The sequence below is a fragment of the Kocuria sp. NPDC057446 genome (genome assembly GCF_042802875.1).
Lineage (GTDB): Bacteria > Actinomycetota > Actinomycetes > Actinomycetales > Micrococcaceae > Kocuria.
In genome coordinates this window covers 1-24145 of record NZ_JBHVDI010000040.1, presented here as the reverse complement: position 1 = coordinate 24145, position 24145 = coordinate 1, and the positions used below count along the sequence as shown (strand labels likewise).

Here is a 24145-nt window from a genome sequence, read left to right as displayed (position 1 = left end):
CCCAATGGGAGGCCCGCCTCAGTCCTACGGTTCGTGAGTGACCTGGTTAGCCTTCGACGGCGTTGAGGTCGACGTCCTTGGTCTCCTTCGAGGCGGCCACGGCGATGGCGGCGATCGTAGCGGTCACGACGACCACGACGACGAGGGGCCAGTAGCCGCCGGACCAGGCGACGAGGGCTTGTGCGATCACGGGGGTGAAGCCGGCCAGGAGGATGGCGGCGAGCTGGTAGCCGACCGAGATGCCGGTGTAGCGGACCTTGGTGGGGAACAGCTCGCAGTAGAAGGCCGGCAGCACCGAGTACACGGCCGGGTGGCCGAAGGTGAGGAAGATGGCCACGCCGAGGATGATGGCCCAGGGGTTGCCGGTGTCGATGAGGGCGAAGATCGGCCAGGCGGAGATGGCGATGACGGTTGCGCCGAAGAAGAAGGTGTTCTTCCGCCCGATGGTGTCGGAGATGCGTCCGAAGATCGGGATCATGATGATGTTCAGGGCTGAGCCGATCATCACGGCGGTGAGCCCGTAGCTGGAGGGCAGGTCCAGGGTGGAGGCCACGTAGGAGAGCATGAAGACGGTGAAGAGGTAGTAGTTCCCGGCCTCGGCGAAGCGGGAGAACATCGCGATCAGCAGCGACTTCTTGTGGTGCTTGAAGACCACCGGGATCGGGGCGACCTCCTCGAGCTGGTGCTCCTCGGCCTCCTTCTTGGCCTCCAGGAAGGCCGGGCTCTCCACGGCGCGCATCCGGATGTAGAGGCCCACGGCGGCCAGGACGATGCTCACCAGGAAGGGCAGGCGCCATCCCCAGGTGTCGAACTGGTCTCCGGAGATGATCTGGGCCAGCCACACGGCGGCGGTGCCGAGCAGCAGCCCGCAAGACACACCGATTTGCGGCCAGGAACCGTAGAATCCGCGCCGTCCCTTGGGGGCGTTCTCCACGGCGATGATGGCGGCTCCGCCCCATTCGCCGCCGACGGCGAAGCCCTGAGCCAGCCGCAGCACGCACAGCAGGATCGGGGCCATGAGCCCGACCTGCTGGTAGGTGGGCAGCAGGCCGATGCCGGCGGTGGCCAGGCTCATGATGGTGAAGGTGATCAGCAGGGTGGCCTTGCGTCCGATCCGGTCCCCGAGGTGTCCGGCGATGAAGGCCCCGAGGGGTCGGGCGAGGAAGCCGACCCCGAAGCTGGCCAGGGCGGCGATCTGGGAGACGGCCTCGTTCTCGCTGGGGAAGAAAAGGCTGCCGAAGACCAGGGCGGCGGCGGTGCCGTAGACGGTGTACTCGTACCACTCGACGATGGCGCCGATGGTGCCCGAGAACACGCTGCGCTGGCGCAGCTGCTCGGGGGTCAGGGCAGGACTGGGTGGGGCGGTTTTGGTGGTCACGGTGGTATTCCTTTCAACGCCGCTGGGCGGCGCGGCCGGCGGTGGCAAGTGGCCTGGTCGCTGTGGGGTCAGAGAACGATGGCGGCGCGGGTGACCTCGCGCGCCAGGGACTTCTCCAGGGCCGTCCCGAGGTCGTCGAGGCTGAACTCGGCGTCGACGAGGTCCTCGAAGGGGTAGGTGTCGAGGTTGCGGGCCAGGAAGTCCAGGGCCTTGGCGAGGTAGCGGCCGTCGTAGCGGTCGACGTGCTTGATGGTCAGGGCTTTGCGGGTGACGTAGCCGGGGTCGAAGGGCACCGTGGCGCCGGGGGAGAGGTTGCCCATCACCAGGTAGCGTCCGCCGCGGCGCAGCTGCTGGAGGCCTTCGCTGAAGGCGGCCGGGACCCCGGTGACTTCCACGGCCACATCGGGTCCCTGCCCACCGGCCAGCTCCTGGATGTGGGCCACGCGGTCCTCGAGGTCGGGGATCTCGGTGAGGTCCACGACGTCGTAGGCACCGAAACGCTTGGCCTGCTCCAGCCGGGAGGCCACTGCGTCGATGACTATGACGTGGGCGCCGCGTGCCTTGGCCAGCGCGGCGGCGTTGAGCCCCAGGCCGCCGGCGCCCTGGATGAGCACGGTCTCCCCGTACTGCAGCCCGACGGAGTCCAGCCCGAACATGACCTGGGACAGGGCGCAGTTGGCGCTGGCAGCCACGGAGTCGGGGATGACGTCGGGGACCTTGTAGACGTGCTGGCGGGGGTGGACGACGTAGTGGGTGGCGAAGGCGGCGTGGAAGTGGGGGTATTCCTCGGGCTGTCGGCCGAAGAACTGGTAGGCGTTGTCGCAGAGGTTGCGCTGCCCGTCGGCGCAGCGGCGGCACTGTTCGCAGGTCTGGAAGTAGGTGCACACCACCCGGTCGCCCACGCTCAGGGCGTCGCCGCGGCTGTCGGTGGTCTTGCCGGCCCCCAGGGAGGCGACCCGGCCGACCATTTCGTGGCCCAGTCCGCCGCGCTTCTTCACCGGGTGGCGGCCGTTCCAGATGTGCAGCTCGGATCCGCAGACGTTGGCCCGGGTGATCTCCATGACCAGCCCGTTGGGCTCCGGCTCCGGGACGGGGTACTCGGCGAAGTCGAGCACGCGGGGTTCGGCCATGAAGGCCAAGCGGCCGCTGTGGATTGAGGTGTCCATGATTGGTTTCTCCCAGGTTGGTGGAATGGTGGCGGCTCTGAGGCCGTGAGAAGCCGATGTGGGGTGGTGCCGGGGTGGTGGTGTGAGTCCGCCGTCGGCTCTGCCCTTCACAGGTGGGCAGAGCCGACGGCGGGGTCGAAGATGTCCTGCCGGATCCGGTGGCCGTCAGTCGGCCAGCTCGGTCTCGACCTCCGCGGCACTGGCGTGGACGGGGTCCACGACGTGCGGGTGCTTGCGGGAGAACAGGACCGCGATGCCGGAGAGCATGCAGGGGATGGCGCCGAAGAGGAAGGCGGCGGTGGCCCAGGTGCCGTCGTTGGCCAGGACCGTGGTGGCCAGGGCGGAGGAGAAGATCGCCCCGATCGGGCCGACGGCGGCGACGAAGGCAGCGCCGCGGCCGCGAATGCGGGTCTCAAAGGACTCCCCGACGAAGAACAGGACGCAGGAGTAGGGGCCGATGAGGAAGAAGGTGCCGAGGCTGTAGAGCGCCACGACGGTCCAGAAGTCGCTGGGCCCGTAGATCATCGCGGTGAACACAATCCCGCCGGTGACCCAGCCGAAGGCGATGACGTTGCGCCGCCCGAACCGGTCGCCCAGGAACCCATGGGTGAGGTACCCGAGGTAGGCGATGAGGTTGGACATCAGCAGGATGGCCAGCGAGTTCGTGAAGGACACGTTGTGCACGTTGACCAGCACGGTGGTGCCCAGGACGCTGAAGACCTGCACGGAGAAGTAGTTCAGGATGTGTCCCATGGACAGAGAGAGGGTGGTGCGCAGGCTGCGGCCGCGGAAGATGTCGGCCAGGGTGCTGCGGGTCTCGTGCTCCTCGATGCCCAGGGAAGCCGAGAGCTGCTCGGCTTCCTGGTGGGCGCCCTGGTCCTGGAGCCGTCGCAGCTTCTGCACGGACTGGAACTGCGGGGACTCGCGCAGTTTGCTGGCCAGGGCCGCGACGATCAGAGAGGGGATCGCGGCGAAGACGAAGCACCCGGCCCAGCCGATGATCGGGAGCATGATCGCGGTCAGGGCCGCGGCCAGGATCGCCCCGACCGGCCACCCGCCCTGGACCAGGGAGTAGATGAAGCCCTGGCGCTTCTTGATCCGCGGATCATCGGAGGCCCCGTAGAGCTCGCTCAGGTAGGCGCCGTTGACGCCTTGCTCGGACAGACCCAGCCCGCTCAGGGACCGGATGGCCACGAGTCCCCAGATCGGGACGACGGCGGCCAGGGCGGTCAGCGCTGAGGCGATGCCGGCCCCGGCGGTGGTGAAGGCCATCCCGGCCTTGCGACCGAACTTGTCCACGACCGGGCCGGCGAGCAGGCCTAGCAGCACCGCGCCGATGGCCATCCAGGTGATCAGTTCGGCTTGCTCCGCAGTGTCCAGGCCGAGATCCCTGCCGATCTCCGGGAGCAGGGTGCCGAAAAGGATGAAGTCGTAGACGGCGAAGGCCCAGGCGAAGAAGGCCAGCACGGTGGCGAACTTGATCTGCCGGTTGGTGACGGGCGCAGGCCGCCAATCGGCTTCGTTTTGGATCGACATGATCCACCTCCATGGTGGTGACGGGACGTCAGGGAAGCACTCGGTGCCCGTGACGCGATGCCTGTGAGTGGTACGAGGGTGTGCTGAGTCAGGGCCGCGTGCTTCACGCGTCCCGACAGAAGTGAGAGGGTGGCCGGTTGGTCAGGCGGGCGGCCAGCCGCCGGGGCCTGCGACTACTGAGGGGTGCTGCCGGCTTCCTCCAGCGCCGGCAGATCGGAATTGTCGATGATCTCCTGCAGGATCGGCAGCAGATACTGGCGGAACTCCTCGTAGTTCTCCGTCACCGGGAAGTGGCCCAGCTTGGGCATCGCCCAGAACTTGCACCCGGGCACCAGGTCGGCCAGCTCCTGGGTCTCGGCCGGGGAGGTGTTGGGGTCGTACTCACCGGTGAGCAGGTAGAGCATGCACTGGCTGGTGTCGATGGCCCGGGCCTCCTCCGGGGTGACGTGGTGGTCGTAGTAGTAGTAGTAGAGGTCCCCGGCGAACACCCCGGGTCCACCGCACTGGTACTCCCACTGGATCTCGCGCACGTTCGCCTCGGGGCTGTACGGGGAGATGTTGAGCATCATCGCCGCCCCGGTGGAGGTGCGCGAAACCTTCGGGTTGTCGTACTCCCGGCGGATCCCGGCCATCCCGACGTGGACGTATTCCGCGGCCGAGCGCAGGGCGCCTTCCACGGCGATGGTCGCCCGGTAGCGGTCGGCGTGCTTGGAGGCCAGGTCGATGGCCAGGTGCCCGCCCATGGAGCTGCCCATGTAGACCGGGCTGTCCAGCTCCAGGGCCTCGGTCAGGGCGTTGGGGAAGGCGATCATGCGGGTCTTGGTCATCTGGTACTCCTGCTCCCACCACTTCTCCCCGTGCGGGGGCAGGGACTTGCCGTGGAAGGGCAGGTCGAAGGCGATGACGCGGTAGCGGTCGGTGACCTCCGGGTCGTTGAGCAGGTGCCGGTACTGGCGCCCGTCGGAGCCGGCGGTGTGTCCCACGATCAGGGGGATTCCCTGGCCGGCCTCCTCGTAGTAGACCCGGTACTCGATGTCCTCGACGGTGAGGTAGACGTAGTGGCCGGTGATCGGCTCGTGCTTGGCCATGACTTACGCTCCTTGGACGTTGAGCTGGCGGAAGATCTGCATCAGCCGGTTCAGGGCCGGCAGATAGGCGTAGAACTGGTCGGTGTTGCTCAGCTGCACCCCGTGCTTGATCGAGGAGGACTGCAGGGACTGGAAGAAGGGCCGGGGGTGCTCGGCGGTCATCTCCTCCCACTGCTGCCGGGTGCCGAAGATGGCGATGGCGGCGTCCTGGGGGTCGATGTCGGCGACGGCCACCGACAGGAGGCGGCCGTCGTCGTAGACGGCCAGCCAGGCCTGGTCCCCGATGGTCACGTGGAGTTTGCCGGTGTAGTAGCGCATCTCCCGGGAGAACTCGAAGTCCTCGGTGGCGTGGTGGAGCACGTCGGCGAAGTCACGCATGAGCTTGCCTTTCTTCAGTGGTCGAAACAGCGGAAGTGGGGCGGTCGAGGAGGGCGTACATCTTGGTGTGGTCCTCCGGGCCGAAGCCCTCCTCGACGGTTTTGCGCCACAGATCGGCGCAGTGGTGGCTCAGTTGGGCCTCCACCCCGAGTTCCTCGGCCAGGGCCAGGGCGATGTTGACGTCCTTGGTCATCAGCCCGATGGGGAACCCGGAGCCGTAGGAGCCCGAGAGCATGAACTGGGAGACCTTGTTCTCGGAGGTGTTGCTGCGCCCGGAGGAGGCGTTGAGCACCTCGGTGAGGGTCTGCGGGTCGATCCCGAAGCGTTCCCCGATGTGCAGGGCTTCGACGGTCACGGCCACCGAGGCCGCCGAGACGAGGTTGTTCAGGGCCTTGGCCGCGTGCCCGGACCCGGGGGCCCCGACGTGGATGGTGGACTTGCCCATCACCTCGAACAAACGCTTCGCCTCGTGCACGTCAGCGCTGGAGCCGCCGGCCATGATGGCCAGCTGCCCGTTGACCGCCCCGCGCACACCTCCGGAGACCGGGGCGTCGACGTAGCGCATCCCCTTCTCCTCCAGGACAGCGCCCAGCTGCTGGGAGCGGGTGGGCTCGGCCGAGGACATGTCGATGAACAGGGTGTTCAACGAGGCCCCGGCCACGACCCGGCCCTTGAGCAGGACGGCCTCGACGATCGCGGAGGTCGGCAGCATCGTGATGATCACATCCGCGTTCTGCCACCCGGCCTTCTGCGCCGCCGCGGCGGTGGGGTGGGTGGTGAGGAACTTCTCCACCGCCTCGGTGCTCAGGTCCTGGACGATCAGCGTGTGCCCGGCCTCGGCCAGGCGCCCGGCCATGGGGAAACCCATGTTGCCCAGGCCGATGAATCCGATGGTGGTCATGCCTGGGCCTCCTCGGCGTCCATCTCGGTGAAGACCTCCCGGGCCAGCCGGAAGCTCTCCAGTGCGGCCGGGGCCCCGCAGTAGATGGCGACCTGGAGGAAGACCTCCTGGATCTGCTCCTTGGTCACCCCGTTGCGGATCGCTCCGCGCACGTGGACCTTGAGTTCGTGCGGGCGGTTCAGGGCGGAGATCATGGCCAGGTTGATCAGGCTGCGCTGAGCCCGCTCCAGGCCTGGGCGGTTCCACACATCACCCCAGCAGTACTGGGTGACCAGCTCCTGCATCGGCATCGAGAACTCGTCAGCCCCGTCGAGGCTGCGCTGGACGTAGGCGTCGCCGAGGACCTCGCGGCGGGTGGCCAGACCCTTCTCGAACAGTTCCTGATTCAATCTGCTACTCCTTCGTCGGTGCCGCCGCGGTTCCAGACGGCTTGGATGTTGGTGAACTCGTGGACCCCGAAGTGGGACAGTTCCCGGCCGTAGCCGCTGTTCTTCACCCCGCCGATGGGGATCCGCGGGTCGGAGACGGCGATGCCGTTGATGAACACCCCACCCACCTGCAGGCGCCGGGCCACCGTCGAGGCCAGGTTCGCGTCGGCGGTCCACAGGCTGGCGGAGAGCCCGAACTGGGAGTCGTTGGCCTTGGCGATCGCATCCTCCAGGTCCTCGGCGAGGATCAGGGAGGCGACGGGGCCGAAGATCTCCTCACGGAAGGCCGTCATCGAGGGTGTGACCCCGGCCAGGACGGTGGGCTGGTAGTAGTTGCCCGGCCCGTCGATGAGTTCCCCGCCGGCCAGCAGCTGGGCGCCCTCGGCCAGGGTGCGTTGGACCTGGGCGTGGATCTCCTGGCGGATGTCGTCGCGGGCGATGGGCCCGATGTAGGTGTCCTCCTCGGTGGGGTCCCCCACCGTCAAGTTCTTGACCTTGGCCACGAACGCCTCGGTGAACTCTTTGGCGATCTCGTGGTGGAGGATGATGCGCTTGGCGGCGATGCAGATCTGGCCGCTGTTCTGGAACCGGCCCTGGATCGCCGCGTCCACCGCTTCCTCCAGGTCCGCGTCGGCCAGGACGATGAAGGCGTCCGACCCGCCCAGCTCCAGCACGCTGCGCTTGACCACCCGCCCGGCCTGGGAGGCGATCGCCGCACCGGCCCCCACACTGCCGGTGACCGTCACCGCCGCGATCCTCGGGTCCGCAATAGCCGCCGACACCACCTCGTTGTCGGCGTTGAGGACGCTGAAGGCTCCCTCCGGCAGCCCGGCCTCCACCCACAGGGCCTCGATCGCCACACCGCAGCCGACCACGTTGGGGGCGGGCTTGAGGACGTAGGCGTTGCCGCCCAGCAGGATCGTGATCCCCCCGCGCATCACCTGCCAGACGGGGAAGTTCCACGGCTCCACCGCCAGCACCGGGCCCAGGGGCAGGTATGACACGTGGGCCTCGGGCCCGATCTGGGTGGGGGTGTCGGCGAGGATCTCCGCCCCGTTCTCGGCGTACCAGGACATCACCCGGGCCGCCTTCTCCACCTCCGCCCTCGACTGGGTGATGGGCTTGCCCATCTCGGCGGTGATCAGCGCGGCCAGCTGCTCGGCATCGCGGCGCATCAGCCCGGCCATCCGGGCCAGCACCTCGCACCGGGTCTCGGGGTTGGTCTGGCTCCACTGCCCGAACCCTGCCTGCACCCGGTGCAGGACCGTGTCCAGGTCCTCGGCGCCGACGAAGGGGTAGGTCTCGATCACCTCTCCGGTGGCGGGGTTGCGCGACGTCGCCGTCGCAGATGCTTGAACAGTCACAATTACGGTCCTTTCCGGGGGCCGAGGCTGGGGAAGTACGGGAGGTGGGCCACACCGGCTCACCGAGACAGTGAGTGGGAAGCGTCCACCCGGTGGGGCAGCCGACGGACGGAGGAATCCTGTCCGCTCGGTCGGCCCGAGCCGGCGAGGGTGGGGTCCTCACCCCCGTCTGCGCCCCTGAGGTGGCGCGGCGCTGGATCGGACCCCTGGATCGCTGTGAGGAAGATGACTGTCCCGTGTGGTCGATCTCTCGGCCCCATCGGTTTCCAACTGTCTCGGTCTGTGCTAACGACCTCTTGATAAAAGGCTAGAGGGGTGTCACCCTGCTGTGAACAAGCAGTTTCGGAACCTAAGCTTCTGGAAAAGAGAACGATGGAGTTCGCCCAACTGGAGATGTTCGTGGCCGTGGCCGAGCATGGCGGGATCACCGCCGCCGCCGAGAAGATGCTGCGAGCCCCCTCGAACGTGTCCACCCGCATCCGGCTCCTGGAGAAGGAACTGGGCATGGACCTGCTGCTGCGCGACAAGCGGCAGGTCACTCTCTCCGCAGAAGGGGAGGCGTTCCTGGAATACGCCCGCCGGCTGATCGACATCGCCGGGGAAGCCAAGTCCCTGGCCACCGGGGAGCAACCCCGCGGGCGGTTCCGCATCGGGGCCTTGGAGAGCACCTCGGCGGTGCGGATCCCCTCGCTGCTGGCGGAGTTCCACCTCAACTACCCCGCGGTGGACCTCGAGCTGGCAGCCGGGGCCTCCGGGATGCTCTTCGACCACCTGCTCAGCGGACAGGTCAACGCCGTCTTCACCGACGGCGTACCGGCCTCACCGGTGCTCACCGGCCTGCACGCCTTCACCGAGGAGCTGGTCATCCTCACCCCCGAGTCGGTGGAAGCCATCGATGAGGGATTCCGGGCATCCAACCCCACGGCCTTCGTCTTCGGCACCGTGTGCTCCTACCGCCAACGGTTCGAGGAGTGGATGGAACAGGGCACCATCAACCCGGGCCGGGTCGTGGAGATCTCCTCCTACTACAGCATGCTCGCGTGCGTGGCCGCCGGGGCCGGGATCTGCATGATGCCTCGCAGCCTCTACGAGACCCTGCCCGGCGGCAACCGCGTCACCTGCCACCCCATCGAAGGCGAGTTGGGGCGAGTGGAAACCTGGCTCACCTGGCGACGCGACGCCCGCTCGGCCAATCTGAGGGCCTTCGTGCGCCAGACCAAGGAACACCTGGCACACGTGGCCGAACTGCAGCCAGCAGCGGTCGGATAACCCCATCGCCACGACCGGCCCGGCCTAACCTGTCAGGCAACGTGCGCCCGTTGAGGTGCCTGAATGGGATCATCAGCTCACGCCGGCTCGTCCAGGTTTCACGGTTCGTGTGTCGCAGTAGCGGCCTTCTGACGGGCCTCCAGCACCCTGAGTCCAAGACGGTAACCACGGTCCCAGGACCGACCGAACGATTGCTGGTGGGCCTCTGGGCGGGTGGGTGCAAGGACGGCTCCGTCCCTTCCGCTTTACATATGGCCCGGTTAGAGGCCGACAACTCACAGACGTTCTCGCGTTAGGGGTTCGCTTTCGGTACGGGCGGCCTCGCGCCGTGTTCGGGCCATGGGGTGCCCGAGGGATGAAGTCTCGTGAACGCTTGCGGGGTGACTGAAGGTTCACACAGCGACCGCGGCGTCAGGATCGGGTTGACCCTTCGATCCTAGGGTGACGAAGGGGGGCGCAAGCGGGGAATGAAAAGATGAGTGGTGTGGATGCCATCAACTTCGTCATGCTCATCGCCCCGCTCGTGACCGTGGTCGCCATCGGTGGTGTGCGTGTGGGGTCGCGGCTGGGCCTGCCGGCCCTGCTGCTGTTCCTGCTCTTCGGGATGGTGTTGGGGGAGTCGGGGTTCGGCTTCGAGTTCGACGACGCCACGATCGCCCAGGGCTTGGGGTACGCGGCGCTGGTGCTGATCCTGGCCGAGGGCGGGCTGACCACCAAGTGGGAAGACGTCCGCCCCTCGATCGGACTGGCCACGGTGCTGGCCACGGTCGGGGTGGTCGTGACCATCGGGCTGATGACGGTCATCGGGCACTACGCCCTGGGGCTGCCGCTCATTCTCGCGCTGCTGTTCGGGGCGGTGAACGCCGGCACGGACGCGGCGGCGGTGTTCTCGGTGCTGCGCGGGATCCCCCTGCCGGGACGCCTCCGGGCTGCCCTCGAGGGGGAGTCGGGACTCAACGACGCCCCGACGGTGCTGATCGTCACCGCGGCCACCGCCCTGGCCGTCGGTGCGCCCCCGGCCGGCGGGGTGGCCGGGGTGGCCGCGATGGTCGTGGCCCAGCTCGTCGGGGGCATCGCCCTGGGGGTGCTGTTCGGATTCCTCGGGGTGTTCATTCTGCGCCGCTTCGCGTTGCCGGCGGCCGGGCTGTACCCGCTGGCCGCCCTGGCCTGGTCGGTGCTCGCCTACGGGGTCGCCACCCAGATCAGCGTCTCGGGCTTCGCGGCGGTCTACCTCTGCGCGATGGTGCTGGGCAACGGCCGCCTGCCGCACCGGCACGCCACCCAGGCCTTCGCCGAGGGCACCGGGTGGATCGCCCAGATCGGGCTGTTCGTGATGCTCGGTCTGCTGGCGAGCCCGAGCAGAATCACCTGGGACACCGTGGCCACCGGTGTGGTCGCCGGGCTGTTCCTCACCTTCGTGGTGCGCCCGGTCGCGGTGGGCCTGTGCGCGGTGTGGTTCCGGGTGCCCTGGCGTGAGCAGGCCTTCCTGTCCTGGGCCGGGTTGCGCGGGGCGGTGCCCATCATCCTGGCGACCGTGCCCATGGCCGCGCAGATGGAGGACGCCGACGAGCTCTTCGATGTGGTGCTGGTGTTCGTGGTCGTCTACACCGCACTGCAGGCGCCGTCCCTGCCGTGGGTGGCCCGGCGGCTCGGGCTGGTGGAGGCCGGTGCTTGCACGGCGGTGGAGGTCGAACCGGCCCCGATGGACGAGCAGCGCGCGGATCTGTTCAAGGTCACCCTCACCGGAGAGTCCTGGCTGACCGGGGTTCCGCTGCGGTCCCTGGACCTGCCCGCGGACACCGTGATCGCCCTGGTGATGCGCGGTGAGAAGTCGTTCGCGCCGGAGGAGGCCACCGTGCTGCGCCGCCACGACGAGCTGCTCGTGCTCGCCCCCGGTGAGCAGGAGGACGCGGTCGAGCGGTACTTCACCACTGTGGCCCCCAAGGAGTCAGAGCCCGAGCAAGTCTAGGGGGGTGGGGTGCGGCGCAACCACCGGGGTCCGGTGGCCGATGAGCCCGGTAAGCCTCACAGGGTTTTCCGTGGTGCCACTGAGAACGCGGGTGCGCGGGCTTCGGTTTCCGGATCGGGATCGGCCGATCACCGGTTCGTGGCTCGTGAGGCGCGGTGCCCGCCGGAGCCCCAGGCCGGCCCGGGCTAGAAAACGTCCTTAGGGTCGTCTTCAACACCGCGCCGATGGTCTCAAATGATCACTCTGGTCGACACCGCTGCCCAGAGGCCCATGGTGAGGACGAAACAGTTCCTCTCGGTGACCAGCAGATACATGCCCATCACGATGGTGAGGGCGATGATGACCACCCCTACTCCGCTGATCGTGCGCGTCAGGCGGGGGAGCTTCCATGCCTTTCCTGACTGAGTTTGTGTCAACGGCGGTCGGGAATTGAGCAGTAGCGACGAGGTGCTTTCTCGTCATGGTCGCACCTGCTCAGTGTTCGCCCGTCGTCGACAATTCGCCGATGAGTTCAGGCCGACACCGAGGACGGAGACGGCCAGTGGTGCGGATGCGGGTTCTCGGGTGAAATATGCCGTGCTGAGCCTCATTGTGACAAGACGCCGGAAAGTGCCGCTCGCTACGGTAGGGACCACCGCCACGGTCCGCACGGCCCGTAGGAACGGAGAGCCTTGATCATGACGGAGCACATCGTCGTCGGCTACGACGGGTCCGAGAACAGCGACCGCGCCCTGGACTGGGCCATCCCGGAAGCAGCGGCGCTGTCGGCCCAGCTGCGGGTCGTGGTATCCGTCGGGAGTCCCGCGGCTGCCAACCCGAGTATTTACGGGTCCTTCCTGGAAGCGATGGAGGAGGAGGCGCGCAAATTCGCGGACCGGGCCGTGGCGCGCGCGCAGGAACACGGAACTAATGCGGTAGGTGTCGTGGAGCGCGGCGACGCCGCTCAGGTGCTGATCGAGCGCTCGGAGACGGCCTCGGCACTAGTGCTGGGCAAGCGAGGCCGGCACGGGATGCGCGGGCGGATGGGGTCCGTCTCGGCCGCCGCGGCGGCCCACGCCAAGTGTCCGGTGGTGGTGCTGCCCGGTCGGTGGAGGTCTGATACGCAGGCCTCGCGCGCCGACGCCCATCCTTTCGCCCGTCGTGTGGTGGTGGGCGTGGACCGGCTCGGGGCGGACAATCCCGCGATCGCGGCCGCGGCACGGTACGCGCAGCGGCACGGCCGGGGCCTGACTCTGCTGACCGTGGTCCCGGAAGCCACGACCACATCAACGGGATCGGTGGACTTGGACCGGGCGATCCGCGAGCAGCTCCTGGACCCGGCCCAGGCCATGGTCGATTACGTGGCCGGAGCGATACGGTCCCGGTACCCGGAGCTGCCGGTCGAAACGTTCGTGCTCTTCGGGGTTCCCCGGGAGCAGCTCGTGAAGGCCGGCCGATCGGCCGAACTCGTGGTGGTGGGCAGCCGCGGCTACGGCGGGTTCCGGGGACTGCTCATGGGTTCCGTGTCGCAGGCGGTGCTCAACGAGGGCGAGAGCCCTGTGATGGTCATCGCGACCGGCAAGGGTAGCGGGCCTCCGTTCTAAGGCATCGAAAACCTGTCTCGGAACGCCAGCATCTTGACCCCAAGCGATCGTCAAGCCTCTACGTCGCTACGACATGCTCTCCGGGGACTCAATTGCCTATGGGGGTGCGGCAGCGGCACATCATCGATCGCCTACGTGGTGATCTCATTGATCCGGTCACGTACATCGGTCGGCAGCGCCAATGCGAGCCGTCGGACCCGACTCCGTCTACCGAACGGTCCCACTGCCGGCGGCGACAACGGCACCGAACTCGCCACCCCGCATCCGCGGACACCGGACCCGCGCAGAAGCGGGCGAACCGCTTTACATATGGCGGATTAGAGGCGGACCGCGTTGCAGTGTGGGCCACCACGGCGACACTGGATGCGGGGAGCTTTGGTTAGGGGCCATTGGAGCGGGGCCCGGTGGCGCATGAAGAAGGGACCGTCCAGATGGGCGGTCCCTTCCTTGTGGGCGGGCTCAGAGGGTGTTGTTGCCGTCGCTGCCGCGCCGGGTGTCCGGGGTGGCGGCGGAGGCGTGGGTGTCGGCCCGCGTCCCCTCCACGGACCCGGCCTCGGCTTGGTGGGTGGGCAGGGACTCCGGGCCTGGGCCTACCCCGGTGCGCTCGTACTCGCGGTGCGTGCCGTGGACGCGGTCCAGCAGCTCGTGGAAGTGCTTCTCGGACTCGATGAGCTCCTCCCGGTACCGGGGGGAGATGGAGCCCATCTGCTCCTGGTAGCGGGCGGCCTTGGCGGCCAGCCGGCGACGCTCCTCCGGGGACGCGTCCTGGGGCAGGGACACGTACTGCTCGGCGACGGCCTGCAGGGAGCTGATGATGCGCACGGCCCTCCCCTTTGGGCTGAACAGGGAGGCCAGGACGGTGATCACCAGCACGCCGATGATCACGGACAGGGACAGCCCGATGCTGATCTCCACGACGTCGACGTGCTGCCCGTTGTTGATGAAGCCCAGGTTGTTCTCGTGCAGGGCGTGGATGACGAGCTTGATGCCGATGAAGCCGAGGATGATCGCCAGGCCCCAGGAGAGGTAGATCAGCCGGTCCAGCAGCCCGTCGATGAGGAAGTACAGCTGGCGCAGACCCATCAGCGAGAACGCCACGGCCGTGAACACCAGATAGGTCTCCTGGGTTAGGCCGAAGATCGCCGGGATCGAGTCCAGGGCGAAGAGGACGTCGGTGCCGCCGATGGCGACCATGACCAGCAGCATCGGGGTCATCGCCCGCTTGCCGTTGTGGATGGTGAAGAGCTTGTCGCCGTCGTAGTGGTCGGTGGTGGGGATGAAGCGCTTGGCCAGACGCACCACGAAGTTGTCCGCCTCATCGTGCGCCGAGCCGGAGAGCTCGCCCTTGATCAGGGAGCCGGCGGTGAGCAGCAGGATCAGGCCGAAGGCGTAGAAGACCCAGGCGAACTGGTTGATCAGCCCCGCGCCCACGAAGATCAGGGCGGTGCGGGCGATCAGGGCGAAGGTGATACCGAAGAGCAGGACCTTCTGCTGGTCCGCCCGGGGGACCTTGAAGGAGGCCATGATGATGAGGAAGACGAAGAGGTTGTCGACCGACAGGGCCTTCTCCGTGATGTAGCCGGCGTAGTATTCCCCGGCGTACTGGCCACCCCACTGGACGAGGACGAACAGGCCGAAGACCAGGGCGAGGCCGACGTAGATCGCCGACCAGATCGCGGCTTCCTTGAGCTGGGGCTCGTGCGCTTTGCGGACGTGGAAGACGTAGTCGAACAGGAGCAGGCCGACGATCGCGATGATCGTCACGGCCCACACGGTGGTGGAGACATCCATAGGAGGTGTGCTTTCGGGGTCGGAGACGGGACCGCCGTAAGTCTCTCCGCAGCTGCGCCGCGACCCGTGGGGTCTACCGCGCCGAGCTCGACCGCTGCGTCCGGCCGGGTTGTGGCACCCGACGTACTGACGTCCACAGCGCTGAGGGATACTCCCCTAAGGCGTTCCCCAGTGTATACGAGAGCCTGCGCCGCCCCGGGTAATCCGGGACACATCGGCGGCGGGATGGTCCCATCAGCGGGGAGGGGGGCGTAGCCATCACCTCGGAGGCGACCACCGGCCACCGGCGCCGGAGAGACACCTGCCGGGTCCGGGCCGGGGTGGCCTGCCTACCGGAGTCCGGCCTGGAGCCCGGGCCCCTGGGGGTAGGGGCCCGGGGACACCGGGGCTCAGCCGGCTGGGTCGGTGACGGTGGTCTCTGCCTGCGGCAGGCGGATGATGCGCACCCGCTCCACCCGGTTGCGGTCGGTGCCGATGACTTCCAGCCGGTAGTCGTCGATCTCCACGACGTCGCCGGTGCGTGCCACCCGGCCCAGCTGCTCCATGATGAACCCGCCGACGGTCTCGTAGTGGCCCTCCGGGATGGTCAGGCCGGTTTCCTCGGGGACCTCCTGGATGATGAGTCCGCCGTCGACGAGCACGGCCTCACCGGAACGCAGCACGGTGTCCTCGTGCTCGCGCGCCCCGGTGTCGAACTCGTCGTAGATCTCGCCCACCAGCTCCTCCACCAGGTCCTCCAGGGTCACGATGCCGGCGGTGCCGCCGTACTCGTCGACGACCAACCCGATGTGGTGGCCGCCCTGGCGCATGAACTGCAGGGTGCGCAGCACGGAGTTGGTTTCGGGCAGGTACGGGATCGGGCGCATGATCTCGGCCAGGGTGCGCGGCGGGGACTCGATCACCCCGTCCCCGTCGGCGTCGACGACCACGAGGTCGCGGATGTGCACGAAACCGAGCACGTCGTCGATGTCGTCTCCGGTGACCGGGTAGCGGGAGTGCGGCAGGGACAGAGCGCGCCGGTAGGCGGCCGTGGCCGGCAGGGTGCCGTCGAGGAAGTGCACGTCGGGCCGGGGGCGCATCACTTCGGCCAGACGCCGGTCCCCGGCCTCAAAAACGTCGGTGAGTATCGACCGGGACACCGGCCCGATGCCGCGGGTGTCCACGACCATCTCCCGGATCTCCTCGGCGGAGACCTCCTCGGTGACCGCGTGAGGGTCTCCGCCGAGCAGTCGCACGACGGCGTTGGTGGAGACCGAGAGCAACCAGATCACCGGGCGCATCAGCTTCGCGAAGATGTTCAGCGGCGGGGCCAGGATCCGGGTGAAGCCCACCGAGCGCTGCATGGCCAGGCGCTTGGGCACCAGCTCCCCGAAGACCAGGGACAGGTAGGCGATCACCAGGGTCATCCCGATCAGTGCGGCGGTCTGGGCGGCGGGCTCGGAGAGTCCGGCTTGTTCGATCAGCGGGGCGATGTCCGGGGCGAGGGTGGCCGCACCGTAGGCCGAGGAGAAGAACCCGGCCACCGTCACCCCGATCTGCACCGCGGACAGAAACAGATTGGGGTTCCGAACCAGGGCTGCGGTGCGCGCGCCCTGGCCTCCGGAGCGCTCGATCTTCTTGATCTGGCTCTCGCGCAGAGTCACGATCGCCATTTCGGTGCCGGCGAAGACACCTCCGATCACCACGAAGGCCAGCACGAGCCCGAGATTGATCAATGTGTCGCTGTCCATCAGGGTCCTTCAGTCATCGAGATCGGAGAAGCCCCACTGCTCCGGGTCCTGCCCGGGCGGCATGGGGTGAGCAGGTCATCTGTCGTCTTGCCGGTCATGACCATCCCGGTCACTGACACTGACACTGACGCTGACACTGGCCGGGACGGGGGCACCAGAGCGTCATCGACGACCAGGGGCGCCACCCGGTTTATTCGCCCGGTGCCGGGGCAACGGCGCGGTCCCCGGGGCGGTCGTGAGCACCGCACCGGGGACCGCGCCGCAGCAGGTCCAAGCCCTGGGTCAGCCCGGCTGGGCCGCCGGGGTGAGTTCCATGGGCAGCACCCGCCGCAGGACGTCGGAGAGGGTGATCACCCCGATGAACCGGCCGTCGTGCTTCACGGCCGCGAGCTGCTCCCCGGCGGCCCGGATCCGGGCCAGGGCCTCGTAGACCGGGGTGTCGGCCTCCAGGACGAACACCGGGCGGGCCAGGTCGCGGACGGGCCGCTCCGGGGGCTCCAGCAGCGTGTCGCGCACGTGGACCACGCCGGGGGCGGCGCCGTCGGGGTCCTCCACGAGGATGCGCAGGTGCCCGGTCCGGGTGGCGGTCTCCTGCACGTGAGCGGCGGTGGCGCCGGCCGGCACCGTGGTCGGTGTTCCGCCCGGTGCGATCAGCGCCTCGACCGTGAGGTTCTCCAGCTCCAGGACCCCGGAGACCTGGGTGCGGAAGGAGGAGTCGAGCGCACCGACGGAGGCGGAGTGCTCCACGAGGTGCCGGATCGTGTCGGCGTCCTGGCCCCCGACGGCCGCCCGGTTCACCGGCGTGACGCCGCTGGCGGCGACCAGCCGGTTGGCGATCGCGTTGACCCACACCAGCAGCGGACGCACCACCCAGATGAAGCCGCGCGAGGGCACACCGATCAGCTTGGCCGAGGTCTCCGGGTAGGCGATCGCCCAGGACTTCGGCGCCATCTCACCCACGACCAGGTGCAGGAACGTCACGAACAGCAGGGAGAGGGCGAAGGCGGAGCCGTCGGCCAGCCCCTCGGGCGCACCCCAGGAGGCGAACACGGGATTCAGCCACGCGTCCACGGCCGGCTTGGTGACCGCACCCAGGGCGAACGTGCAGGCGGTGATGCCCAGCTGCGCACCGGCGAGCATGATGGTCAGCTCGTTAATCCCGCGCAGCGCAGCCCGGGCGGAGCGGTTGGTCGCGGCCTCGGCCTCGAGCCGGTGGCGCCGGGCCCCCAGCAGGGCGAACTCGATGATGACGAAGAACGCGCTGAGCACGATCAGCAGCACGGTCACGGCGGTGACAATCAGCGGATCACTCATCGGTCCTCCTCCCGGGCGGTGTCGGTGGTGGTCTCGGCGGTGGTTTCCACCAGGCTCACGAGCAGCTCGCTGGGCACGTGCCGGGACAGTTCCAGCACTTCGACGTCGAGCACCCGGTGCACAGGCTCCTCCAGGACAAGATCGCGGGGGTCGTCGGGCAGCTCGATGCGCACCACATCCCCGGCGGCCGGCAGCTCACCGCGGTGGGCGATGAGCATCCCGGAGATGGTCTCGTAGTCACCCTCGGGCAGTTCGTGGCCGACGGCGCGTTGAACCTCGTCGACGTGGATGTCCCCGTCCATCCGCCAGGTGTCGTCCTTCTCGGGCGTGATGAGCGCCGGGGGTTCCTCGTCGTGCTCGTCGGTGATCTCCCCGACCAGCTCCTCGGCCAGGTCCTCCAGCGTCAGGACCCCGGCGAAGCCGCCGTACTCGTCGATCACGCAGGCCAGCTGATTGCGCGAGGCCGTGAGCTGGGCCAGGGCGTCGGGCAAGGACATGAGCGTGGGCAGTACCAGCGGGGGCGCCATGATGGTGGCCACCGTGGCGTCCTCAGGCGCGCTGCTGCCCAGCAGATCGGTGAGCTGCACGACGCCGAGGGGTTCCTCGGTCTCGGAGATCACCGGGTAGCGGGTGTGCCCGGCGGCCATCAGGGCGCGCAACTCACCCACGGTGGTGTCCGGGGAGACGGCCCCGACCTGGGAGTGGGGGATCATGGCGTGCTCGACGTCCTGGTCGGGGAAGTCGATGATGCGGTCGATGAGCATCGACAGTTCCTCGGGCAGGTCCCCGCTGGCACGGGAGTCGGCGACGATGCGCCCGAGGTCCTCCACGGTCGCGGTCGTGTCCACATCGTGCACCGGCTCCACGCGCACCAGGCGCAGCAGGGCATTGGCGGCGTGGTCGAAGACCGTGATCAACCAGCCGAACAGCGCCAGGTAGATCGTGGTGGAACGCGCCAGGGCGCGGGCCATGGGCTCGGCGTTGGCGATCGCGAGGTTCTTCGGGTACAGCTCCCCGAAGATCATCTGCACGACGGCGGCCACGACCAGGGCGACCACCGTGCCCACCGAGATGCTCAACGCCGCGGAAATGCCCGTGCTGCCCAGCAGCACGCCCAGGGACTCACCCACCAGGGGTTCGGCCACGTAGCCGATGAGCAGACCAGTGACGGTGATGCCCAGCTGGGCCCCGGAGAGCATGAAGGAGGTGCGGCGGGTGACCTTCAGCGCCCGCTGGGCGGCCTTGTCCCCGGCTGCGGCACGCGCGCCCAGGCGGGTGCGGTCCACCGACATGTAGGCGAACTCCTGGGCCACGAAGTACCCGTTGGCGGCGATGATCACCAAGATCACGAGGATGCCCAGGAGCAGGGTGAGGGCTGCTGCGATCATCGGGGGCTCACCCCCAGGGCGGGGGAGCCGGGCGAAAGCCTGCGGCGGGGGTCAGTTGTAGCGAGGAAAGAACAACTGTCGCCCGGGTCGTCGGACGACCCGGGTCTGGCAGACGATGGGCCCATAGCGGTGGTTCACACACTCCATTGATCGGGGATTCTGATGCGTCCCACAGTCTATTTCCCCACCCGCGCCCGGACAGTGTCCCCGCACCGAACTCTGAGCTGACACACAGGTTCGCAGGAACACCGGACCGCTCCCGCCGTCCCTGCGCCACCGCGCACTGTGTCCAGTACAGCCGACGATCGATGGCGCGCTGTACGACGAAGAAGTCGTGGGTCGGCGGGGTGTGCGGACCGGGTGACCTGTAGGCCCGCAGTGCATCCGTCTGCCGCCACGTGGTCAGTTGTCACCTGTCGTCGACACAAACAAGAGACGGCCGATCATTGATCCGCCGGTCCACCCGGGTGCGAGCTACCGGCCTGGTGCGGCCTTCCGGCGCCGGGCCTGGACGAAGGAGCCGATGCCGAGGGCGAGGTAGAGCGCAAGCACCACGAGCATGACGGTGCTCAAGATGACAGCCGCGGGACGTTCAGCGGTTCCGGCGAACACCTCGCCGATCCCCGCCACGTTCCGCAAGGATCCGAGCACGCCCAGCAGGGCGATCAGCAGGCCCGCGTGGATCGCGTGCCGGTGCATTTTCGGATTCCTTGCCAGGAACCCGCAGATCAGCAGGAGCACACCAATGGCACTGGGGATGAGTGCGGTGAGGCTGGCAGCGCCCGAAAGCGCGTAGCCGGCGATCCCGGCCAGTGTGAGCACTGCTCCAACGATGAGAGTAAGGGCGGTCATGGAGGGGTTCCTTTCGTCCGGACCCGACAACAGCGGGATCAATTCACCACGGAACGCGACGAGCTGGTGCAACGGATCGCGATCGCGTCGACCTCTACGAGGGGACTGCCGCACCCTCTGATGTCAGCTGTCGGTGCGGCAACTCCTGACCCTAGCCCGCAGCGGCCTCGGTGCGGGCGTTGACGACCAGCTCCCAGACGTGGCCGTCGGGGTCGCTGAAGTAACCCATGTACGAACCGTCATGGTCCTCGGCCGGCCCCGGGATCGAACCCCCCGCAGCCTGGGCACGCGTCAGGATGTTGTCCACCTCCGCCGTGCTGGCGATCGCGCACGAGATGATGCACGCCCCCGGCGCGGAGGTGACCGGACCGACCCCGGCGTGCTCGATGTACTTCGCGTACTCGGACCGCTCGATCAAAAACAGCGACAGGTTCGGCAGTTCGAACGCCAGCATGCCCTCGTCGATCTCGGGAGCGGCCAGCTGAAGACCGTCGCGGTAGAAGCGCAGCGACCTCTCGGCATCCGCGACGGGCAAGGAAACGACGACGGTCACAGGTCTCATACGGGCCACCCTAGATGGGATGTAGTGACCGCCCGGGTTTGCTGAGGGATTCCTCTAGTCCCTATCCGCTTGACATATGGCCGGTTAGAGGCAGCCGAGGTGCTGTAAGGGTCGCAGTAGGGGCGCTGTCGGCGCCAGGCGGATACAGTAATCTGCATGAATTCCCCCGATGTCATGGACACCACGGATGCCTCCAGGGTGGAGGCTCTGCATGCCCTCCATGTGCTGGACACTCCGCGGGAGGAGCGCTACGACCGGGTGGTGCGCCTGGCGCAGGAGATCTTCGGGGTGAAGGCCGCCGCGGTGAACCTCCTCGACGCCGACCGGCAGTGGACCAAGGCCGAGGTCGGCTTGGACGGGGCGGGCAACTGCGATCGCGCCGAGTCGTTCTGCACGTACACGATCCAGCGTCCCGAGGCGTTGGTGATAGAAGATGCCACCGTCGAGCCGCGGTTTGCGGCCAACCCGTTCGTGGTGGGGGACCCGCACATCCGTTTCTACGCCGGGCACCCGCTGCGGGCCCCGGGCGGGGAGCGGGTGGGCACGCTGTGCCTGACCGACCCGGCCCCGCGGGAGCTGGACGCCCGGGAGCGGCGGATCCTGGCGGAGATGGCCGGGTGGGTGGAGCGGGAGCTGGCGGCCCAGCACGAGATCGACCGGGCCGGGCAGATCCAGCAGGCGCTCATGCCGGCCACCGCTCCCCGGTTGCCCGGCTATCAACTGGCCGCTCGGTGCACCCCGGCCCGGGACCTGGGTGGGGACTTCTACGACTGGTACCTGCTGGGGGAGGATCTCCAGCTGCACGTGGCCGATGTGATGGGCAAGGGCATCCCGGCGGCTCTGGTGGCCGCCTCGGTGCGTGCGGTGCTGCACGGGGCGTCCCGGTACAACGACCCGCAGGAGACGATCAATCGGGTCGGGGCGGCGGCGGAGAAGATGCTGGCCGACACCGCCACCTTCGTCACCGTCCTCTCCGCCCGTCTGCACCCGGCCACCGGGGCGGTGACCTACGTCGACGCCGGGCACGGGCTGGCCGTGATCTTCGACCCGCATGGCGAGCACCGCCGGCTCCTCTCCTCCGGGCCGCCGCTGGGAGCCGTGTCGGGCACCACTTGGGACGCCCACTCCGAGACCCTGGCGCCAGGGGAGACCCTGCTGGTGGTCTCGGACGGGTTCCTCGACTACTTCCCCGACATCCCTACCGCGGTGGCCAAGGCCGGTGAGGTTGCCCGGACCAGTGCCACCGCCCAGGAGCTGGTCGCCCGCCTCACCGCCTACGCCCTGGCCCACGGGCTCGAGGACGACGCCACGGCCCTGGCCCTGCGCCGCTGCAACCCGGTGCACCGGGACTGAAGCCAGCCCTGCACGCGGCACGCGGCACGCGCCACCGCCAGGCGCCCCGCCCCAGGCCTCATGCTGAAGGACCGACGCCGAGGCGTCCTACTCGGGCGTGCACCCAGATGTGTGATGGACCATCGGGGTGAGGGGTTCTGAGGTTAGTCGGGGCTGAGTTCCCGGGCGGCGTGGTCGAGCAGCTGCCGCTGGTGCCGGGGCAGGTCCCGTGCCTGGTGCAAGTAGGCGTCGACCTCGAGCTGATCGGCGTGACCGCCGAGGCTGACGTAGCGCCACCAGAGTTGGCCGACGGCGATGTCCGCCTCGGTGATGGTGCGGCGCAGCAGCCGGGCCTGCCCGGCGATGGGCTCCTCGAGCACGGGGTGGCCCCTCCATGACGAGGCCACGGCGGGCCTCAGGGTGAAGCGGGGTGGCCGACTGCTTGACCACCTCCGACATACGAGTGAGTAATCCTGTGCAAGGAGGTGCCTGCGCTTTGTGACCGGTTGCGGACGCACGCCCGGAGGACGGCTCCGCAGCGGCGGCGGTGTCCGCAGGTGCGGGGCAGGGATCCCCACAAGTGCGGGTAGATCACCAGATCACATGCGTTCACCATGAGAAACCTGATGTATCTGGGGGGATCAGATGTTTGGTGATGCATGCGCAAGCCGGTCGAGTGGCACCGGGGCGGTCCAGCGGTTGTCGGTGCGGGTCTTGGGATCGTTGGAAGTGCGCCGGGGGGAGCACATGCTGACGGCCAAGGAGCTGGGCGGGCCGCGTCAGCGTCAGGTCCTGGAGATCCTGCTGCTGGCCCCGGGGGTACCGGTGTCCAAGCACCGGTTGCTGGAGCTGCTGTGGGGGGAGACGGCCCCGCCCGGTGCGATGGGGACCCTGGAGAGCTATGTCAGCGTCCTGCGCCGCCACCTCCAGCCCGGCCAGCCCCGGACTGGGCCGTTGAAGACCACCAACGGGGGCTACCTCATGGACGCTTCCCTGGTCGAAGTGGACCTGCACCGCTTCGACCGTCTGCTGGGTGCGGCTCGGAGCGCGCCTCCGCACGAGGCCTACCGGCTGCTGGGCGAAGCCCTGGGCATCGCTTCGGCACCGTTGCTGGAGAACGAACTGGGCTGTGAATGGGCCCACTCCCAGCACGATGTGCACGCCACCCGGGTGCGACAGGCGCGCCTGCTGGCCGCCGAAGCGGCACTCCAGCTGGGGCGGACCCCGGAAGCACTCGCTCACGCCCGGGCCGTGCTGGCGCAGGAGCCGCTGGAGGAGCGGGCTTGGACGGTGCTGGTGCTCGGGCTGGAGGCCACCGGCCGGGCGGTGGAGGGGTTGCAGGCCTACGACCGGTGCCGCCGGCTGTTGGACCGGGAGCTGGGCTGCGCCCCGGGGGTGGCACTGCGCGGCGCGCACCGGCGGTTGCTGCAGGCCACCGCCGGCCAAGACGATGAACTGGCCCAGGCCGTCTCGGCGCTGCTGGTGCTGCACGGGCATTTCCACGACTCGGCACCCGCGGTCGATCGGATGCCCGAGGTCCTGGACCCGCGAGCCCGCCAGGAGGCGGCCACGGTGCTTGAGGCCTTCCTCGGACGCACCCTCAGCCTCGCCTCCTGAGACGGGAGCCCCCAAAGGTTCGTCTGTCCGGTGGGCGCCGTGGCCAGTTCACCAGTTCCGCCAACGTGATGAAAGGACTCCCTGATGGGTCGTTTGGTCGACAACCCGATGATGCTGCTGATCCTCCTGTTGGTGATCGTGGTGCTGTTCGGGGCCCCGAGACTGCCGGGCATGGCCCGCAGTCTCGGCCAGTCGCTGCGGATCTTCCGCGCCGAGGTCCAGGAGCCGAAGCGGGACCTGCCGACCGACAGCCCCACCCGGTCCGGCACCGAGAGGTGGTAGGCGTGAGGTGCTCACCCTCGGGCGCGCCACCGGGAGCACGGTCAGGTCCAGTGGGGCAGGAGGGCACTTCGGGGGTGAAGCGACATTGATCGGTAGCGGCACTGCCGCGTCCCACCCTGGCCCGCGGAAGGGGTGGTAGCCGGGAGGCTCGAGGATGTGACCACGGAGGCTGAGCACCCGGTTCCAGAACCGGGGCGCCCTCACCGGATGGTGAGGG

Annotated in this window: 21 protein-coding genes; 6 read left to right on the top strand and 15 right to left on the bottom strand. The window is 68.5% G+C overall.

Features of this window, described 5'->3' with window-relative positions; all coding sequences use genetic code 11:
- Positions 1 to 46: 46 nt before the first annotated feature.
- From ACFU0Y_RS07195 to ACFU0Y_RS07160, 8 genes are all read right to left on the bottom strand, one after another.
- Positions 47 to 1378: an MFS transporter gene (locus ACFU0Y_RS07195; protein ID WP_380213782.1), complete on the bottom strand. Its 1332-nt coding sequence runs from the start codon at positions 1376 to 1378 to the stop codon at positions 47 to 49.
- A 68-nt stretch (positions 1379 to 1446) separates the two neighbouring features.
- Positions 1447 to 2544: a zinc-binding dehydrogenase gene (locus ACFU0Y_RS07190; protein ID WP_380213781.1), complete on the bottom strand. Its 1098-nt coding sequence runs from the start codon at positions 2542 to 2544 to the stop codon at positions 1447 to 1449.
- A 165-nt stretch (positions 2545 to 2709) separates the two neighbouring features.
- On the bottom strand, positions 2710 to 4080 hold the full coding sequence (locus ACFU0Y_RS07185) for an MFS transporter (protein ID WP_380213780.1): 1371 nt from the start codon (positions 4078 to 4080) through the stop codon (positions 2710 to 2712).
- A 173-nt stretch (positions 4081 to 4253) separates the two neighbouring features.
- On the bottom strand, positions 4254 to 5168 hold the full coding sequence (locus tag ACFU0Y_RS07180; protein ID WP_380213779.1) for an alpha/beta fold hydrolase: 915 nt from the start codon (positions 5166 to 5168) through the stop codon (positions 4254 to 4256).
- A gap of 3 nt (positions 5169 to 5171) precedes the next feature.
- Positions 5172 to 5546: a hypothetical protein gene (locus tag ACFU0Y_RS07175; protein ID WP_380213778.1), complete on the bottom strand. Its 375-nt coding sequence runs from the start codon at positions 5544 to 5546 to the stop codon at positions 5172 to 5174.
- A complete protein-coding gene (locus ACFU0Y_RS07170; protein ID WP_380213777.1) occupies positions 5539 to 6447 on the bottom strand; it encodes an NAD(P)-dependent oxidoreductase in 909 nt (302 codons plus the stop codon). Before ACFU0Y_RS07170 ends, ACFU0Y_RS07175 begins: the two co-directional genes overlap by 8 nt.
- The gene (pcaC, locus tag ACFU0Y_RS07165) at positions 6444 to 6836 is read right to left on the bottom strand and encodes a 4-carboxymuconolactone decarboxylase (RefSeq protein WP_380213776.1); all 393 of its coding nucleotides are present in this window, start codon (positions 6834 to 6836) and stop codon (positions 6444 to 6446) included. Before pcaC ends, ACFU0Y_RS07170 begins: the two co-directional genes overlap by 4 nt.
- The gene (locus tag ACFU0Y_RS07160) at positions 6833 to 8239 is read right to left on the bottom strand and encodes an NAD-dependent succinate-semialdehyde dehydrogenase (protein WP_380213775.1); all 1407 of its coding nucleotides are present in this window, start codon (positions 8237 to 8239) and stop codon (positions 6833 to 6835) included. The genes pcaC and ACFU0Y_RS07160 overlap by 4 nt, the downstream gene beginning before the upstream one ends.
- A 372-nt stretch (positions 8240 to 8611) precedes the next feature.
- Here ACFU0Y_RS07160 and ACFU0Y_RS07155 point away from each other — a divergent pair, with 372 nt between their 5' ends.
- From ACFU0Y_RS07155 to ACFU0Y_RS07145, 3 genes are all read left to right on the top strand, one after another.
- Complete coding sequence (locus ACFU0Y_RS07155; RefSeq protein WP_380213774.1) at positions 8612 to 9508, top strand: LysR family transcriptional regulator; 897 nt, start codon at positions 8612 to 8614, stop codon at positions 9506 to 9508.
- Between the two features lie 475 nt (positions 9509 to 9983).
- Positions 9984 to 11477 carry a potassium/proton antiporter gene (locus ACFU0Y_RS07150; RefSeq protein WP_380213773.1) on the top strand — a complete coding sequence of 498 codons (1494 nt, stop codon included), beginning with the start codon at positions 9984 to 9986 and terminating at the stop codon, positions 11475 to 11477.
- 677 nt (positions 11478 to 12154) lie between these two features.
- Complete coding sequence (locus ACFU0Y_RS07145; protein ID WP_380213772.1) at positions 12155 to 13060, top strand: universal stress protein; 906 nt, start codon at positions 12155 to 12157, stop codon at positions 13058 to 13060.
- A gap of 459 nt (positions 13061 to 13519) precedes the next feature.
- Here the strand turns inward: ACFU0Y_RS07145 and ACFU0Y_RS07140 are convergent, their stop codons facing one another.
- The 6 genes from ACFU0Y_RS07140 to ACFU0Y_RS07115 all read right to left on the bottom strand — a co-directional run bounded on the left by ACFU0Y_RS07140 (position 13520) and on the right by ACFU0Y_RS07115 (position 20697).
- Positions 13520 to 14851, bottom strand: a complete 1332-nt coding sequence (locus ACFU0Y_RS07140) for a TerC family protein (protein ID WP_380213771.1) — start codon at positions 14849 to 14851, stop codon at positions 13520 to 13522.
- Positions 14852 to 15240: 389 nt separating this feature from the next.
- The gene (locus ACFU0Y_RS07135; RefSeq protein ID WP_380213770.1) at positions 15241 to 16581 is read right to left on the bottom strand and encodes a hemolysin family protein; all 1341 of its coding nucleotides are present in this window, start codon (positions 16579 to 16581) and stop codon (positions 15241 to 15243) included.
- A gap of 282 nt (positions 16582 to 16863) precedes the next feature.
- Entirely contained in the window at positions 16864 to 17895 is a 1032-nt protein-coding gene (locus ACFU0Y_RS07130; RefSeq protein ID WP_380213769.1) for a CNNM domain-containing protein, read from the bottom strand.
- Positions 17892 to 19283: a hemolysin family protein gene (locus ACFU0Y_RS07125; protein ID WP_380213768.1), complete on the bottom strand. Its 1392-nt coding sequence runs from the start codon at positions 19281 to 19283 to the stop codon at positions 17892 to 17894. Before ACFU0Y_RS07125 ends, ACFU0Y_RS07130 begins: the two co-directional genes overlap by 4 nt.
- A gap of 474 nt (positions 19284 to 19757) precedes the next feature.
- Positions 19758 to 20135, bottom strand: a complete 378-nt coding sequence (locus ACFU0Y_RS07120) for a hypothetical protein (protein WP_380213767.1) — start codon at positions 20133 to 20135, stop codon at positions 19758 to 19760.
- Positions 20136 to 20286: 151 nt separating this feature from the next.
- The gene (locus tag ACFU0Y_RS07115) at positions 20287 to 20697 is read right to left on the bottom strand and encodes a VOC family protein (protein WP_380213766.1); all 411 of its coding nucleotides are present in this window, start codon (positions 20695 to 20697) and stop codon (positions 20287 to 20289) included.
- Between the two features lie 156 nt (positions 20698 to 20853).
- On the opposite strand from ACFU0Y_RS07115, the gene ACFU0Y_RS07110 reads away from it, so the two are divergent.
- Complete coding sequence (locus tag ACFU0Y_RS07110) at positions 20854 to 22050, top strand: PP2C family protein-serine/threonine phosphatase (protein WP_380213765.1); 1197 nt, start codon at positions 20854 to 20856, stop codon at positions 22048 to 22050.
- Positions 22051 to 22193: 143 nt separating this feature from the next.
- Here the strand turns inward: ACFU0Y_RS07110 and ACFU0Y_RS07105 are convergent, their stop codons facing one another.
- Positions 22194 to 22409, bottom strand: coding sequence for a hypothetical protein (locus ACFU0Y_RS07105; protein WP_380213764.1), 216 nt, complete (start codon positions 22407 to 22409; stop codon positions 22194 to 22196).
- Between the two features lie 367 nt (positions 22410 to 22776).
- Here ACFU0Y_RS07105 and ACFU0Y_RS07100 point away from each other — a divergent pair, with 367 nt between their 5' ends.
- Positions 22777 to 23646, top strand: a complete 870-nt coding sequence (locus tag ACFU0Y_RS07100; RefSeq protein ID WP_380213763.1) for a BTAD domain-containing putative transcriptional regulator — start codon at positions 22777 to 22779, stop codon at positions 23644 to 23646.
- Between the two features lie 84 nt (positions 23647 to 23730).
- Positions 23731 to 23928, top strand: coding sequence for a twin-arginine translocase TatA/TatE family subunit (locus tag ACFU0Y_RS07095; protein WP_380213762.1), 198 nt, complete (start codon positions 23731 to 23733; stop codon positions 23926 to 23928).
- Positions 23929 to 24145: the final 217 nt, after the last annotated feature.